This window comes from Enterobacter sp. AN-K1 (assembly GCF_020971765.1).
In the GTDB taxonomy this organism is placed as follows: domain Bacteria; phylum Pseudomonadota; class Gammaproteobacteria; order Enterobacterales; family Enterobacteriaceae; genus Enterobacter; species Enterobacter hormaechei_C.
On the sequence record NZ_CP087390.1, the window covers coordinates 926,134 to 941,184 of the forward strand.

General features: G+C 58.2%; 10 protein-coding genes. 4 read left to right on the forward strand and 6 right to left on the reverse strand.

Features of this window, described 5'->3' with window-relative positions; genetic code table 11:
- Positions 1 to 32: 32 nt before the first annotated feature.
- Together pbpC and LOC22_RS04380 are read right to left on the reverse strand one after the other, a co-directional pair.
- Positions 33 to 2,360: a peptidoglycan glycosyltransferase PbpC gene (pbpC, locus tag LOC22_RS04375; RefSeq protein WP_230239392.1), complete on the reverse strand. Its 2,328-nt coding sequence runs from the start codon at positions 2,358 to 2,360 to the stop codon at positions 33 to 35.
- Position 2,361: 1 nt separating this feature from the next.
- On the reverse strand, positions 2,362 to 7,314 hold the full coding sequence (locus LOC22_RS04380) for an alpha-2-macroglobulin family protein (protein WP_230239393.1): 4,953 nt from the start codon (positions 7,312 to 7,314) through the stop codon (positions 2,362 to 2,364).
- A gap of 286 nt (positions 7,315 to 7,600) precedes the next feature.
- On the opposite strand from LOC22_RS04380, the gene LOC22_RS04385 reads away from it, so the two are divergent.
- From LOC22_RS04385 to LOC22_RS04400, 4 genes are all read left to right on the forward strand, one after another.
- Positions 7,601 to 9,145, forward strand: a complete 1,545-nt coding sequence (locus LOC22_RS04385) for a PTS transporter subunit EIIC (RefSeq protein WP_063136589.1) — start codon at positions 7,601 to 7,603, stop codon at positions 9,143 to 9,145.
- A 12-nt stretch (positions 9,146 to 9,157) separates the two neighbouring features.
- On the forward strand, positions 9,158 to 10,525 hold the full coding sequence (locus LOC22_RS04390) for a 6-phospho-alpha-glucosidase (protein ID WP_062933302.1): 1,368 nt from the start codon (positions 9,158 to 9,160) through the stop codon (positions 10,523 to 10,525).
- Between the two features lie 89 nt (positions 10,526 to 10,614).
- Positions 10,615 to 11,460: a 3-mercaptopyruvate sulfurtransferase gene (gene sseA, locus LOC22_RS04395; RefSeq protein ID WP_017383536.1), complete on the forward strand. Its 846-nt coding sequence runs from the start codon at positions 10,615 to 10,617 to the stop codon at positions 11,458 to 11,460.
- A complete protein-coding gene (locus tag LOC22_RS04400; RefSeq protein WP_017692918.1) occupies positions 11,460 to 12,230 on the forward strand; it encodes a MurR/RpiR family transcriptional regulator in 771 nt (256 codons plus the stop codon). The genes sseA and LOC22_RS04400 overlap by 1 nt, the downstream gene beginning before the upstream one ends.
- A 17-nt stretch (positions 12,231 to 12,247) precedes the next feature.
- On the opposite strand, the gene sseB is transcribed toward LOC22_RS04400, so the two are convergent.
- The 4 genes from sseB to fdx all read right to left on the reverse strand — a co-directional run bounded on the left by sseB (position 12,248) and on the right by fdx (position 15,051).
- Complete coding sequence (gene sseB / locus LOC22_RS04405) at positions 12,248 to 13,024, reverse strand: enhanced serine sensitivity protein SseB (protein WP_230239394.1); 777 nt, start codon at positions 13,022 to 13,024, stop codon at positions 12,248 to 12,250.
- Positions 13,025 to 13,165: 141 nt separating this feature from the next.
- Positions 13,166 to 14,452, reverse strand: coding sequence for an aminopeptidase PepB (gene pepB / locus LOC22_RS04410; RefSeq protein WP_230239395.1), 1,287 nt, complete (start codon positions 14,450 to 14,452; stop codon positions 13,166 to 13,168).
- Between the two features lie 61 nt (positions 14,453 to 14,513).
- A complete protein-coding gene (gene iscX / locus LOC22_RS04415) occupies positions 14,514 to 14,714 on the reverse strand; it encodes a Fe-S cluster assembly protein IscX (RefSeq protein ID WP_003860650.1) in 201 nt (66 codons plus the stop codon).
- 1 nt (position 14,715) lies between these two features.
- Positions 14,716 to 15,051 carry an ISC system 2Fe-2S type ferredoxin gene (gene fdx / locus LOC22_RS04420; protein ID WP_003860652.1) on the reverse strand — a complete coding sequence of 112 codons (336 nt, stop codon included), beginning with the start codon at positions 15,049 to 15,051 and terminating at the stop codon, positions 14,716 to 14,718.

A 15,051-nucleotide genomic window follows, 5' to 3' on the forward strand; every position in this document is an offset into this window, starting at 1 on the left:
TAATTATCAAGCTAACTCTTGAGGGGTAATACTTAGCGATCTAATTCAAAATTCACTGTCGCCGTTTGTCCTGTTTCATCTAATACAATTAATTGATATTTACCCGGCAAATATAATTGCAGTGAATAATTCTTCTGATGCCCGTCCAGCGGTTCGCCATTCAAAAACCACCATCGTTGTCCCTCCCCGCCGCTGGTTGAAACGTTGAGGGTCATATTTTTCTCACCCGGAAGACGTTTAATTACCGCCCCTTCTCTGACGCCTGACAACATCATCGGCGCCGCATTATGGTTATCCAGCGGAGGGCAAATAGCTGAACGGGCGGGGAGACGAGCAGCCCGTTTTTCGGCAGCAGGCAGCCAGGGCTCCAGCGGCAGCGGCCAGACATCCAGCACTTTCTCTGTCGCATCAGGACAATCCGCCGCAACGCGCTTGCCTTCTTTATCCAGCCAGACCGGGAAACGGATCCCGCGAATACCTTCCTGTTCCGGCAGCAGCAGCGTAGGCGGTTCACTGCCTTCCAGCAGCCAGGTTGACAGCCGACGCCGACAGTTTTCGCTCCCTTCAGGCAGGGACTGGCCACCCGGCCAGCAAATCACGCCCCGTCCTACGCTTGCAGGACGCGGATCGCGCGGCAGGCGCGCTTCATCCACCATCGAGCGGGACTGAAGCATGTTATTGACCTGATTCAGGAGCGGTACCGCGCTGGCGAAACCAAACTGCCCGGCAACGGGCGTGCCGTCCGGGCGTCCGGTCCAGATTCCAATGACATACCGGGCATTCAGGCCGATGGCCCAGGCATCCCGGTAGCCATAGCTGGTGCCCGTTTTCCACGCCAGCGGCGCAACCTGGGGCAGCGCACTGTCCGGCAGGGGCTGTGCTTCATTAGCGAGAATGCGTCGAATGATCCACGCCGCCCCATGCGATAACAGCGGACGTTCGATCAGCGGATCGCCCGGCTGTAAACGCAGCCGGCCCGCCTTACCCTGACGCGCAAAGGCGCTATAGGCGGCAGCGATATCAGCCAGGCGTGCGCCTGCGCCCCCCAGGATCAGAGAGAGGTTGGGTTGTGCCCCCGCAGGCAGAATGAGCGGTAATCCCGCGTTGCTCAGCATTCCGGCAAAACGTTTTGGGCCGTACGCTTCGAGAACCTGCACCGCAGGCAGGTTGAGGGAACGCACCAGGGCTTCGCTCATACTGACCGGCCCATGGAAGCCGCTGTCAAAGTTGCCGGGACGATAATCCCCCGTTTTTCTTGGCACATCCTGCAATAACGAAGCGGGATGGATCAGACCATCGTCCAGCGCCATGCCATAGATGAATGGCTTGAGGACCGATCCCGGCGATCGGATCGCATTGACCATATCCACGTGGCTGAAACGGCTGTCATCATTGATATCTACCGAGCCTACCCAGCCACGCACTTTCATGGATGTATGATCCACGACGATCATCGCCAGCGAACTGCGGGCAGGCAGGCGTGATTTCCAGTTCATTGCCAGCTCTTCAAGCTGTCGTTGCAAAGCTGCATCCAGCGTGGTGACTATTTTTGTGTCACGACTTTTACTCAGCATCATGCGGGAAAAGAGCGGCGCCAGCTGCGGCATCTGCCGGGGAGCCAGCCAGACCGGCTCTTCACGGGACTCTTTCACCTGCTTCTCAGACCAGACACCCTGAGTCAGCATACGGTCGAGCACTTTGTTCCGCGCCGCTTCGGCACGTTTCGGCCAGCGATCCGGGCGCAGACGGCTGGGTGCCTGCGGCAGCACTGCCAGCAGCGCCGCGTCGGAATAGCTCAGCTGAGACGGCGGTTTGCCAAGGTAAGTCCAGCTTGCCGCGCCCACGCCCTGCAACGTGCCGCCAAACGGGGCACGGTTGAGATACAGCGTCAGGATTTCACGCTTGGAGAGATGCCACTCCAGCTGCATCGCCCGCCACAGCTGACGGATTTTGCCGCCAAAGGTACGCGGATGCGGATCCAGCAGGCGCGCCACCTGCATGGTAAGCGTGCTCCCGCCGGAAACCACTCTCCCGGAGGTGAGATCCTGCCAGGCGGCACGCAATACAGAAAGCGGATTGACGCCCGGGTGATCCCAGAACCAGCGATCTTCATACTGGATCAGCGCCTCAAGATAGCGTGGGGAAACCTCTTCAATGGTAACCGGATAGCGCCAGATGCCTTCGCTGTCGGCAAAACGCCACAGCGGAACACCCTGCTCATCCACCACCACTCGCGCTGGGTTGACCTCTTTCAGGGGCAACGGCCACACGCGGTCAGCGACGACAATCAGCCCCCCTGAAACGAGAAGCACTCCCGCCAGCCACAGCCAGCGGGAGCGAATCAGGCGTGCTATCCGCATCTTACGGAACAACGATCAGCGGGCCACTGGCCGCCCCCGTTGCCCGCCACTGCGGAACATACATGGACTCGACCATCGGAACAGGCACCTGGTAGGTTCCCGGCGTAACGGCACGGGCCAGGTAAACCAGCGTGACCGGCTGACCTTCATTGACCGGCACCGCGGCCACAAAGCGATCGTCGCGGAATTCCATGTGCTGAATATCAGACTGTTGCATCTGATTCAGCAGGTTTTGCACTTCACTGCCGCTGTCCTGCAAGCTGGCGCTGCTGCTCGCCAGATTCTGGTTTTCCAGCTCCATACCTGCCGGGAGCAGATCCACCACCAGCGCATCCGGCACGTTCTGGCTGGCCTTCACGTCCAGCCACACCAGAACCAGCTCACCGCTCTTCAGAGAAGAGAGCGACTTGCTGCTGCCGTCTGTCGCCAGGATATGACGTTCAATCTGCAAGACATTAGAGGATGGCTGAGGCGCGTACTCCGGATAGCCAGTCGTGTCCAGTCGTACCCACAGCGGCGTAGTGCCGGTATTCGTCACCTGCAAGGCATCAAGCTGGTCGCCGTTCAGGTTTTCTACCTGCGCTTTATCACTGCTCTGGGTCTGTTCAGAGAGGCTGGTCGTTGCCGTCCACGCGCCTGACAAGGTTTGCAGTGAACGTCCGGCCATGAACAGCGCATTGCTCTCCTGGGTAGACAGCCAGCGCTGGCTGAACGCGTCTTCAGATAACGCGTTCAGCAGCCTGTTTTGCGCATCCGGCAGCAGCTTGTACTCTTCCAGCAGGGAGAGCATCAGGGCATTATCACGCAGCTGGCTGCCGTAATCCGCCATCCAGTTTCGGCTGTCGTTACGGGGAGTTTTGAGAGCCAGATCCAGCGCCTGCTGGCTGCGCGGTGCATCCCCCATCAGTTTGAGTGCCATGCCCAGCTGCATCAACGGAAGCCCGGAAGCAGCCTGAGCGTGGCGCTCCCAGATTTCACGCAGCGCACCGAGCGGCGCTTTTTGCTGACGAGCCAGCACCAGCGAAGCGTACGCCTGAACAGCAAATTTGCTGGCCTGGGTGTCGTCGCTGTAGCGGATGGACATCATCCCCGGATCCTGTAAATAGCGCAGCAGTCGGCTGTTGGCGTTATTCACTGCCTCGGCAGGCACGCTGTAACCCTGCTCCCCTGCCCGCACCAGGAAGTCCGTGACATAGGCGGTCAGCCAGTTCTCTTCCGGGCCGTTTTTATCCCACAAGGCAAAACCGCCATCGTCACGCTGCATTTGCAGCAGACGGGAGATCCCGATATCAATGGCCGCACGGCGTTTATCGTCGGTATCGCCTTTAATACCCAGTGCCTTAAGTTGTGCCGCGTTGGTGAAAAGCGACGGGAACAGGCCGCTGGTGGTCTGCTCAAGACATCCGTATGGATAGGCCTGAAGTTCACGAATGTAGCGCGCCAGATTTAAAGGTGGTTTACCGCTGAGCAACAGCTGCCCCTGTAGCGTGGCAGGCGAGAAACCGTTGATATGCTGTGCTGGTGCACTCCAGGATTCGCCAGGGTTCAGCATCGTGCCCGTATTCACCGTTTGCGCCGGGAATGCGGGACGCACGCCAATTTTCCAGCTCTTCTGCTGCGGCGCAAACGTCTCACCAGGGAGCTGAAGCCCCGACACCTGAGCAGTCACTTCACCATCACCATAGCCTTCCAGGGCGCGCACCGGAATAAACAAGGTGCTACGTGCGCCAGGCGGCAGCTTAACCGGCTCTGGCTGAGCGCCTTCGAGCGACAACTTACCGGTTGCGGTTAACGCAATGTTCAGCGTTTGCGGCTGGTCCGTCAGGTTAGTCAGGTCCAGCGTCAGGCGGGAGATATCGCCACTGGCGAGGAATCGCGGCGTGTTAAGCTCGGTGATAATCGGAGCCGCCACAATGATTTTGCTTTCGCTGCTGCCGAAATCGTCTTCCGTCCAGGCCTGAGCCATCAGACGCAGTTCGCCGTTGAAATCGCCAATCGGCAGCGTGATGGTGCCTTCGCCGTTGGCATCAAGCGTAACCGGCTGCGCCTGCTGGGCAATTATGGTGACATGGTTCACCGGTGGCTTACCGCCGCGTTTCAGTTCATCGCCGTCTCCGCCAAAGCGCAGTGCGGCCAGACGTCCCTGACCTTCAATCACCTGGCCGTAAACATCATAGATGTCCGCGCCATAGCGCTTCTGACCGAAGAAAGCTTCCCACGGATCCGGCGTGACGTAGTCGGTAATGTTCAGCACGCCGCTATCGACAGCCGAGACCAGCACGTTCACCTTCTGTGGCACAGCCCCCTCTTTTACGCTGGCTTTCACTTTCACAGAAAGCGTCTGGTTCGGACGCATTTTTTGCGGGTTATCCAGTGCGATGGCCAGGCGACGATTTTCGTCCCCCATTGGCAGATGCAGCAGGCCAACCGCCCGTTTTGGCGTGGCGAATTTGGATTTATCGCCAGGACGAACCACCAGCGTGCTGAGGTAGAGATCGTGACGTTTCCAGTCCTTATCCACCGGAATGGCGAGATCCAGACCGTTTGCTGGCACGTCGATCTCTTTCCACCACAGCGGTCCTTCGCTGGATTCGATCATTGCATAGCCCTTGCCTGCGGCCGGCGCTGCAATATGCAGGTTGATGGTATCGCCTGGCTGATAGGATGGCTTGTCCAGTTTCAGCGTCACACGATCCGGGCGAGCAGCGCCCGTGCCATCGCTGTTATCCTGCCAGCTGTACCCCGCCCAGAAGCGCACGCTGCTGACCATGTCATCAGGGGCTTTCACTTCAAGACGGTATGAGCCCCACTCCACCGGGAAGGCGACTTTACCGGTTTCATCGGCCTTGAGGTTTAGCTCCTGCTCGCCCTCAACCAGATCTTTTTGATCAAACTGGGACTGCCAGCCCTCACTCTCGGACCAGTTCCAGAAGTAGTCGCGACGCTCACGGATCAGACGCACCTGCAAACCAGATACCGCTTTTTTCGTCCCGCTGGCATCGGCATAGACGATGTCAAAGCTGGCGTTGCCGTTTTCATCGACAATCGGCTGATTGACGGTGGTATCGGTACGGTAGTCGTAAACGGCCTTGCTGGCGAACTGTGGGCGGATCCCCGGAAGTTCAACCGCAGGCCAGATAGCCTGCTCGGCGCGTCGCGTTACCGGACGCCCACCTGATTCCAGCAGGCTGGCCTGCAAAATCAGTTGCAGCGGCGAGTGCACCTCTTTCCACTGGCTTTCGGTGGTAACCTGCCCACGCCCCTGTTCGTCCAGCGTAAGCTGCACTTCATCCAGACTACGGCTCAGGTTCTCCTCGGCAATATCACCGAACTGGAAGCCAGGCAGCGCAGGCACCGCGTCACGTAGCGGACGCAGGAAAAGCTGGCCTTGCAGAGAATTACCGTTAGCCGGCGCGCCATACAGGTAATAGCCCACAACGTTAAAGTCGACATTATCCTGCGGGGAAACTGGCGTTTTTTGCCCGGTCAGATTCAGCGCCATACGCTCAGGCATAAAATCTTCGACGTGGAAATCCCACATGCGCTGCTGGTTATCGCCCGTATTCGCGCGAATATGCCACATGCCGGTCTGGGCGCCGCTATCGAGCGGATAGTTGAAGCGATAAAGGCCGTTCTCAGGTTGCACAACGACCGTACGCGCCACCTGTCCGTCCGGACGCAGCACGTCAAGTTTTACCGGTTGATCGGGAAGCGGTTTGCCATCGCTGTCGCGAAGCAGGCCGTTCAGGATCACCGTTTCACCCGGACGATAAAGATCGCGCGGACCAAACATAAAGAACTGTTTGCTGTAACCCGGGTTACCGGCGATATCAAACTCCGCCAGATCCAGCGCCGGAAGTTTGAGGTCGAGAAGCGTCGTCTGGCCATCTTTACTGGCCAGGATCAGCGCGGCTTCTTTATCGGTTTGCAGTTTCGCATGACCATCGGCGTCGCTGTTCGCCTCGGCCAGGGTCTGCCCTTTATCGTTCAGAAGGGTAATGGCCACACCTGACTGCGCCGCACCGTTTTCAAGACTCTGGGTGAAGATGTCCAGGCGGTTATGATAACGGTGAGCGGACAGCCCAATATCACTTAAGGTAAAGAGCGTCGCGGCGTTACTGTAGTTATAGTGACCAGCCTGATTCATCACGGCGATATAGACGCCAGACTGCTGGAGCGGCTTAATATCTTTGAGCGGCAGGAGCAGTTTTTCACGCGTATTGCGCGCCGGGTTGAGGTCGAAACGGCCGGTGTAGACCAGTTCCGCCATCTTCAGCAGGTTGTCAGATTCCCAGTTGGTCAGCGAGTTACGGTACTCCCACTGGCTGACAAACGAGGCCAGCGACTCCGGCTTCACGCGATAGAAGTTCACATCCACATTGTTGACGTTGAGCGCCATCACCGGCAACCCTTCCACCACCTTACCCGGCAGCAGCGATCCGCGGCTGGCGAATCCGACCGTCGGTTCAACATCCCGGGTGGTGATCGCTTTTTCATAGTCGATGCCGAATGTCGCTTTGTTCAGCGCCAGCAAATTACGTTCGACGGTGACGACCAGATTACGATTCGGCTCCAGATGGCGCAGGCGCAGCTCTTTCAGATTGGGGGCCAGTTCCCAGGCGCCGTCCACTTTGCCGCTTTTTTTATCCACCACATGCACCGTTTTCGCAAAATCCTGGCTGGGATCCAGCGGTACAGAGAAGGTCAGAACCAGCGTCGCAGCGCCGTCGAGTTGCACTTCAGAGGCATCCAGCAGCGTCAACGCCTTGCCCTGACTCTGCGCGGCCAGCTTAGCCAGCTTTTCAGGATCCGGTTTTGCCGGGGTTTTCTGTTCTGATGCAGTAGACGCTGCGGGGGCAGCGGCCTGAGGTTTGTCGTCGCTGTTATCACAGCCGACAAACGTAAAGGTGGTGAGCAGCGCGAGAGAGATCGCAGCTAAGCGAAACGGTTTCATCCTGTGTCCCTGGCCTGAGGGGCCTGTTGGTCATCGTCCGGATAAGTATTATCCGCAAGTTTCGTTAATACAAAAAGTCCAATTTTATAATCTGGAAAGCACCTCGCAGAATGGCATCACGCAGCCAAACCGTGATGGAACGGCGATCACAGCGCATAACGTAACATGTTACCTTTCGCGTCATTTGTTTTTAAAACAAGAAGATAGCTGGATAAGCTCGCATCAGGCCTGCTAGTTTTATGACCATGACGCACCCCGAGTGCGCGGTTCAATAAGAGAGAAAGCCATGAAACGAGCCGTGAACGCCCTACAAAATTTCGGAAAATCATTGTACGGACCTGTACTTATCTTACCCATCGTCGGCCTGTTTATCGCCTTCGGGAATGTACTGGGTAACGGCAATCTGGCCGAGTACCTGCCGTTTCTCGGCCACCCGCTGATCCAGAGTGTCGGCCAGCTGATCGCCAAATCTGCCGTGTCGGTGCTGGTCAACCTGGCGCTGGTGTTTGCCGTCGGGATCCCCATTGGACTGGCAACACGAGACAAAGGCTACGCGGCGTTGATTGGGCTGGTGACCTTTATCGTATTCATTAACGCGATGAACGTGACGTTACAGCTTCAGGGAGAACTGGCCCCTGCGGAACAGATGAAAGCCGCCGGACAAAGCATGGTGCTGGGCGTCCAGGTGCTGGAGATGGGCGTTTTCGCCGGGATCCTGACCGGGGCGCTCTCCGGTTATCTGTACAACAAATATTCCGGTGTCCAGTTTAACGGCGCGATGGCGATTTACTCCGGTCACTGCTTTGTCGCGATTGTGATGCTGCCTGTCTCTATGCTGCTCGGCGTGGTCATGAGCGAACTCTGGCCGTACGCACAGCATGGAATAAGCGCTCTGGCGCTGGCGATCAAAGGGTCCGGTCCGTTTGGCGTGGCGATCTACGGTTTCCTTGAACGCATTCTGGTGCCGACGGGCCTGCATCATCTGGTCTATACGCCGTTCCTGTATACCGAACTGGGCGGTACGCAGGAGGTGTGTGGCGCAACCTATCAGGGCGCGCGCAATATCTACTTCGCCGAGATGGCCTGCCCGGACGTGAAGCAGCTCAGCAGTACCGTGGTGTGGGATGCGCGCGGCATCAGCAAGATGTTCGGCCTTCCTGCCGCCGCGCTGGCGATGTACATGACCGCGAAGCCAGAGCGTAAAGCGATTGCGAAAGCGATTCTGATCCCGGCGGCGCTGACCTCGCTGCTGGTCGGCGTAACCGAGCCGATTGAATTCTCCTTCCTGTTCGTCGCCCCGCTGTTGTTCGTGGTGCATGCGGTGCTGACCGGCATCGGCATGATGCTGTTCTCGCTGTTTGGCGTTCACGCCATCGGCGCCAACGGGATTATCGATTTCATCCTCTACAACCTGCCGCTCGGCACGGAGAAGTCCAACTGGCCCATGTACATCGTGGTCGGGCTGATCATGTTCGCCCTTTATTTCGTGGTATTCCGCTTCCTGATCCTGCGCTTCAACATGAAAACGCCGGGGCGTGAAGATGAGGACCAGGAGACACGCCTTTACAGCAAGCAGGAGTACCAGGCGAAGGGCAATAACGACGGGCTGGGCGAATCGATCGTGGTGGGTCTGGGCGGTCGGGAAAATATAGAGGTAGTGGATAACTGCTACACCCGCTTACGCGTCACGGTGAAGGACGTCGACATCATCGACGAACCGCGCCTGAAAGCGACCGGCGCGAAAGGGGTTATCAAACAAGGTAACAACGTTCAGGTGGTCTACGGGCTGCATGTCAAAAAAATGCGAGAAGCCGTTGAGACGTTTCTCTGAAAGGAGCTAAAGATGTTTACACCCCCATTTATTCTGTCGATTGCCGGCGGCGGTAGCACCTACACGCCAGGTATTGTGAAAAGCCTGATGGTACGTCTGCATGATTTCCCTCTGGCAGAGATCCGCCTGTATGACATTGACGAGGCGCGCCAGAACACCATTGCGCCCGTGGTGGAGAAGGTTATTCGCGACCACAGCCAGAGCATCAAATTCACCGTCACCAGCGACCCGGAAGTGGCCTTCAGCGGCGCGCATTTTGTTTTTGCTCAGATGCGCGTCGGACAGTACAAAATGCGCGAGCAGGATGAAAAGATCCCGCTGCGCCACGGGGTGGTCGGCCAGGAAACCTGCGGACCCGGCGGGCTGGCATATGGCCTGCGTACTATCCTGCCGATGGTCGAGCTGATCGATCGGGTGGAACGCTACGCGCACGAAAAGGCGTGGATCGTAAACTACTCCAACCCGGCGGCGATCGTCGCCGAGGGCGTGCGTCGCCTGCGCCCCAACGCACGCGTGCTGAATATTTGCGATATGCCGGTTGCCGCCATGCGCAATATGGGCGCCATTCTGGGCGTGGATCGTCATAAACTGGAGGTGGACTATTTCGGCCTCAACCACTTCGGCTGGTTTACCCGCGTGCGGGTGGACGGCGAGGACAAGCTGCCGGAGCTGCGTAAACATATCGCGAAGTTTGGCCTGCTGACGGAAGATGCCGCGAAAACCGACCCGCAGCACTCGGATCCGTCGTGGGTGAAAACCTGGCGCAACATCAAGCCGATTATGGATAACTTCCCGGAGTACCTGCCGAACCCGTATCTACAGTACTACCTGATGCCGAACCAGATTGTGGAGCATCAGAACCCGGACTATACCCGCGCCAACGAAGTGATGAACGGGCGTGAGAAAAAGCTGTTCGCCGCCGCCGAAGAGTACCAGCGCAGCGGAATTTTACCGGACGCCTTCCACGTAGGTGTTCACGGCGAATTTATCGTCGATGTCGCCTGTTCGCTGGCGTTCAACCTGCGCCAACGCCATCTGGTGATGGTGGAAAACCGCGGGGCGATTACCAACCTGCCCTACGATGCGGTGGTGGAAGTGCCTGCCTATATTACCTCCGAAGGGCCGGAGCCTGTCCGCGTGGGTCAGGTACCGCTGTTCCACCAGACGCTCCTGCAACAGCAGCTCGCCTCTGAACAGCTGCTGGTTGAGGCAACCATCGAAGGCAGCTACGAGAAAGCGTTGCAGGCGTTCACCCTGAACCGCACCGTGCCGACCATGGAGCACGCGAAAGCGATTCTGGATGAGATGATCGAAGCCAACCGCGACTACTGGCCTGCGTTGCAAAAGGCCTGGCAGGACGGTGAAGCGGTGAAAAAATAGGGGCTTGCTCGCGAGTTGAACGTGGTTAGCTTGTCGGTGTCAGAAAAAACACCGACAATCCTTTTTTACGGAAAAGAATGGAGGCAACCATGTCCACCTCATATTTTGTCGCTGCCGACTGGCTGATTGAGCACGGCGACGACCCGGAAGTTCAGATTATCGACGCGCGCATGGCCCCTCCGGGCCAGGAGCATCGTGACGTTCCCGCTGAATACCGTGCAGGGCACCTGCCTGGCGCGGTATTTTTTGATATCGAAGCCCTCTCCGATCACACCTCTCCCCTGCCGCACATGCTGCCTCGCCCGGAAGCGTTTTCCGTGGCGATGCGCGAGCTGGGCATCAGCAAAGATAAACATCTTGTTGTTTACGATGAAGGTAATCTGTTTTCCGCGCCGCGGGCGTGGTGGATGCTGAAAAACTTCGGCGTGGAAAAGGTATCGATTCTGGCGGGCGGACTTGCAGGCTGGAAGCGCGACGAACTACCGCTTCAGCAGGGTGACGTCACGCTGCCGGAAGGGGAATTTGATGCCACGTTTGACGCTAACGTGGTCAAGCGCCTGACCGACGTGCTGGTCGTGAGCCACGAAAACACGGCGCAAATCGTCGATGCGCGTCCCGCTCCACGTTTCAACGCAGAAGCGGATGAACCGCGTCCGGGGCTGAAACGAGGACATATCCCGGGGGCGCTGAACGTGCCGTGGGGCGATCTGGTGTTTGAAGGCGAGCTGAAAACCACCGATGAATTGCGTGCCATTTTTGAACGTCAGGGCGTGGATTTGCATCGTCCGGTTATTGCCAGCTGCGGCTCCGGCGTGACGGCCTGCGTGGTGATCCTGGCGCTGGCAACCCTTGGCGCGAATGACGTGACTCTGTACGACGGCGCCTGGAGTGAATGGGGTGCACGGGACGATCTGCCGGTTGAACCGGCGAAATAATGGATAACCGCCTGGCAACGCTGTTAACGCGCGGATCGTCGCTGACCCGCGCGGAGTATCGCGTCCTCGCCCACCTCACTGAGCATCCATTGCTGGTGGGCAACATCACGGTGCGCGAGCTGGCGCAGGCGACATTTGTCTCTACCGCGACGATTATGCGGCTGTGTCAGAAGCTGGGGTTTAGCGGCTTTAGCGAGTTTATCTGGCACTGCAAGCAGTTGCTTTCTGACACGCCGCATATCACCGTACAGCCTGAGCAACATGCGGAAATGCCCGGGCTTTTTACCCGGTTCGTTGCCAACTATCAGCAGACCTTCCAGTGGGTCACTCAGGACAAACGCCAGCAGTTTGCCAGCCTGCTGCGCCAGAAAGAGAGCTTCTTTCTCTACGGCGCCGGGTTTTCGTACCTTTTTGCCGAGTACCTGACCAAGAAGTTGCAGGTGCTGGGAAAAACGGCGTTCATCTCCGGGCCGGGAGACAGCCGGAATATTTTTCTCAGCAACGCCGCGCGCTATCAGGTGTTTATTGCCGTTTCACGCAGCGGCGAAACGGAGCAGGTACTGGATAAAGCGCGGATCGCCAAAAACGTCGGCATGACGATCGTCGCGTTTACCCGCGCGTCGGCCAATACGCTGGCGGGTATGGCGGACGTGCATTTTGCCCTCTATGACGAAGCGGTACATTTCGCCGCCGAAGCCGCAGGGGTAACGTCGTTTGAGTCGAATCTGGTGCTGCTGATGGATTTACTGCTGCTGGAAGCAACGGGGTGAAGGTCACCCCGCCGTAATCAGATAATGCGGTTGGTCTTGAGATCGCGCAGGAAGCCGCCCCAGCGACGCTCGTAGAACGGGGTGATGTGCTCGGTAATAAAGTGGCTGATCCCCTTCTCACCTTTCTTCACCTGACAGATATCAATCGGCTCATCGCCCGGCAGGGTGTCGGTTGCCACGCTTCCCGCTGCCTGGATGATCTCGTCGATATCGCCGTCGGCCTCAATCCCTATCAGCAGAACAGGCTTTTCGTCAGCGCTCTCTTTGATGGAGCAGAGAAACGCGCGTTTTACCGGCTTGATGGTTTTAAACAGCGTGGTCAGGGAGTCAATCATCTGCGCGGGCGGCTCGGCCACTTCAGACAGCAGCAGCGTTTCGCCCCCTTCCAGCACCTCCTGAGTGCTGAGCGGGTTGCCCTCGTCACCAATCAGGTGGCTGATTTCGCGCGGAGTAAACTCTTTCCCGGTCGGCAGTTTGGCGTTGAGGAACAGCGTCTGCCCCAGGGTCATTTCGAACAACGTGCGCACCGGCATCACCACGAACGCCTGTTCGTCTTCTACCGCTTCCTGCAAGGCCTCGAGCGAAGTAAAGAACGGGATCACCGAGGTGCCGTCGTCTTTCTCCCAGTGCAGCAGATCCAGCGCGCTGTCTTCGACAACCTGCTCCCCTTCCGCCGCGATGCCCGGCACCCAGACGGTGGATTCCAGCAGCGTGCGGAAAAAGGCCGGACGGTGGGCGGGTTCGGTCGCCGCCTGCTCCAGCAGGGTTTCTAATTCGTTTTTGGTTTCTGACATAGTTTGGCTACTTCAAAAAACGCCGGGTGGCGCTTCGCTTACCCGGCCTACAAAACCGTAGGCCCGTGCAAGCGCAGCGCCGCCGGGCAATATGATGACTCCGAAGGCGCGCGTAAGCGTAGCGCTACCCGGCAAAAAAGATCACTCAGCCGTCAGCAGGTTCGCCACGGTACGCACGCCCAGACCGGTCGCACCCGCAGACCACTGCTCAACCGCCGCTTTACGGTAGGTTGCGGAGCAGTCAATGTGCAGCCAGCCTTCATGGTAGTTCTCAACGAAGTGAGACAGGAAGCCTGCTGCGGTGCTTGCCCCCGCCGGGTACGCTGCGTTCGCGGTGTTGTTCAGCTCGGCGAAGTTGGACGGCAGCTGGCTGCGGTGGAACTCGGCCAGCGGCAGACGCCAGAACGGTTCGTTTTCCGCCGCCGCGCTGGCCAGCAGGCGATCGGCCAGCTTGTCGTCGAAGCTGAACAGGGCGTGATAGTCGTTACCCAGCGCCGTTTTCGCCGCGCCGGTCAGGGTTGCCATGTCGATAATCAGCTCCGGCTTCTGCGCAGAGGCGTCGATCAGGCCATCGGCCAGCACCAGACGGCCTTCGGCGTCGGTGTTCATCACCTCAACGTTTTTACCGTTGCGGTAGCGAATGATGTCGCCCAGCTTGAAGGCGTTGCCGCTCACCATGTTGTCCGCGCAGCACAGGTAGAGCTTCACGCGCTTGTTCAGGCCACGGGTGATGGCGAACGCCAGCGCGCCGGTGATGGTGGCCGCACCGCCCATGTCGGACTTCATGGAGTCCATGAACGCGCTCTGCTTCAGGCTGTAGCCGCCGGTGTCGAAAGTGATGCCTTTTCCGACCAGACAGGCAAAGACCGGCGCTTCTTTATCGCCGGTTGGGTTGTAATCCAGCGCCAGCAGGACCGGAGGACGCTCGGAGCCACGGCCCACGGTGTGGATGCCCATGTAGTTCTGCTCGCGCAGGTCTTCACCTTTGGTGATGCGGTAAGACATCTTGTCGCCCGCCACGCCGCACAGCAGGTCGACGGCGCGCTGCGCCAGCTGCTCAGGGCCTAACTCTTCCGCCGGGGCGTTGATGGTGTCGCGCACCCAGTCGATAATTTGCAGGCGGCTTTCCAGCTCTTTCTGACTGGCTTCGTCGAGGTTCGCCCACTCGATTTTGCGGGTGCCTTTCGGGCCTTTGTAGCCTGCCCAGAACGCCCAGCTGCGGTCGGTGTCCCAGCCTTCGCCTTCCAGCGACACATGCTTAAAGCCAAGGCCGTCAATTTTACGCGCGGCGCGCTGGATCAGGCCCAAATCATCATTGCCCGTCAGGTGCAGGGTAATACCGTCGTTGTTGATGCTGTAGGTGGCTTTTTCGCCCCAGCGTGCGTCGGCTGGCTGCGTGGAGAGCGTAATCTTCATCGCTTCGGTCATTTTATTTATCCTTATTAGCAACTAGCAAACGGGCCGCCTGAAGGCAGCCCGTTTATGTTATCTATTCTGCTTCATCTAACCAGACTAACAGAATCGCCTCCAGAATTTTTTCATTGGATGCGTTTGGATCGTCGTCAAAATCTTCCAGATCGCAAATCCACTGATGCATATCGGTGAATCGTACGGTCTTCGGATCGAGATCCGGGTTCGCGTCGTAGAGCGCCTCGCCGATTTCACGGCTGTCTGTCCACTTCAGTCCCATATCAATGCTCGCGTGCGTGGTTGATGGTGTAACGTGGGAACTCCACGACCAGATCTTCATCGGTCACCGCGGCCTGACAGCTTAAGCGGCTGTCGGGCTCCAGACCCCATGCTTTGTCCAGCATGTCGTCTTCGTCTTCGGTGCTCTCTGCAAGAGAGTCGAAACCTTCACGCACGATGCAGTGGCACGTTGTGCAGGCACAGGATTTTTCACAGGCGTGTTCCACTTCGATACCTGCACGCAGGGCAACATCGAGAATGGTTTCACCGGTCTTCGCTTCCAGAACAGCGCCATCCGGACAGAGGTCCGCATGAGGCAAAATTACAATCTTTGGCAT

Excerpts from the sequence above, each read along its gene's own strand:
- LOC22_RS04385 (WP_063136589.1), top strand. The coding sequence starts at position 7,601 with ATGAAACGAGCCGTGAACGCCCTACAAAATTTCGGAAAATCATTGTAC.
- fdx (WP_003860652.1), bottom strand. The coding sequence starts at position 15,051 with ATGCCAAAGATTGTAATTTTGCCTCATGCGGACCTCTGTCCGGATGGC.
- sseB (WP_230239394.1), bottom strand. The coding sequence starts at position 13,024 with ATGTCAGAAACCAAAAACGAATTAGAAACCCTGCTGGAGCAGGCGGCG.
- LOC22_RS04400 (WP_017692918.1), top strand. The coding sequence starts at position 11,460 with ATGGATAACCGCCTGGCAACGCTGTTAACGCGCGGATCGTCGCTGACC.
- pbpC (WP_230239392.1), bottom strand. The coding sequence starts at position 2,360 with ATGCGGATAGCACGCCTGATTCGCTCCCGCTGGCTGTGGCTGGCGGGA.
- pepB (WP_230239395.1), bottom strand. The coding sequence starts at position 14,452 with ATGACCGAAGCGATGAAGATTACGCTCTCCACGCAGCCAGCCGACGCA.
- LOC22_RS04380 (WP_230239393.1), bottom strand. The coding sequence starts at position 7,314 with ATGAAACCGTTTCGCTTAGCTGCGATCTCTCTCGCGCTGCTCACCACC.
- iscX (WP_003860650.1), bottom strand. The coding sequence starts at position 14,714 with ATGGGACTGAAGTGGACAGACAGCCGTGAAATCGGCGAGGCGCTCTAC.
- sseA (WP_017383536.1), top strand. The coding sequence starts at position 10,615 with ATGTCCACCTCATATTTTGTCGCTGCCGACTGGCTGATTGAGCACGGC.
- LOC22_RS04390 (WP_062933302.1), top strand. The coding sequence starts at position 9,158 with ATGTTTACACCCCCATTTATTCTGTCGATTGCCGGCGGCGGTAGCACC.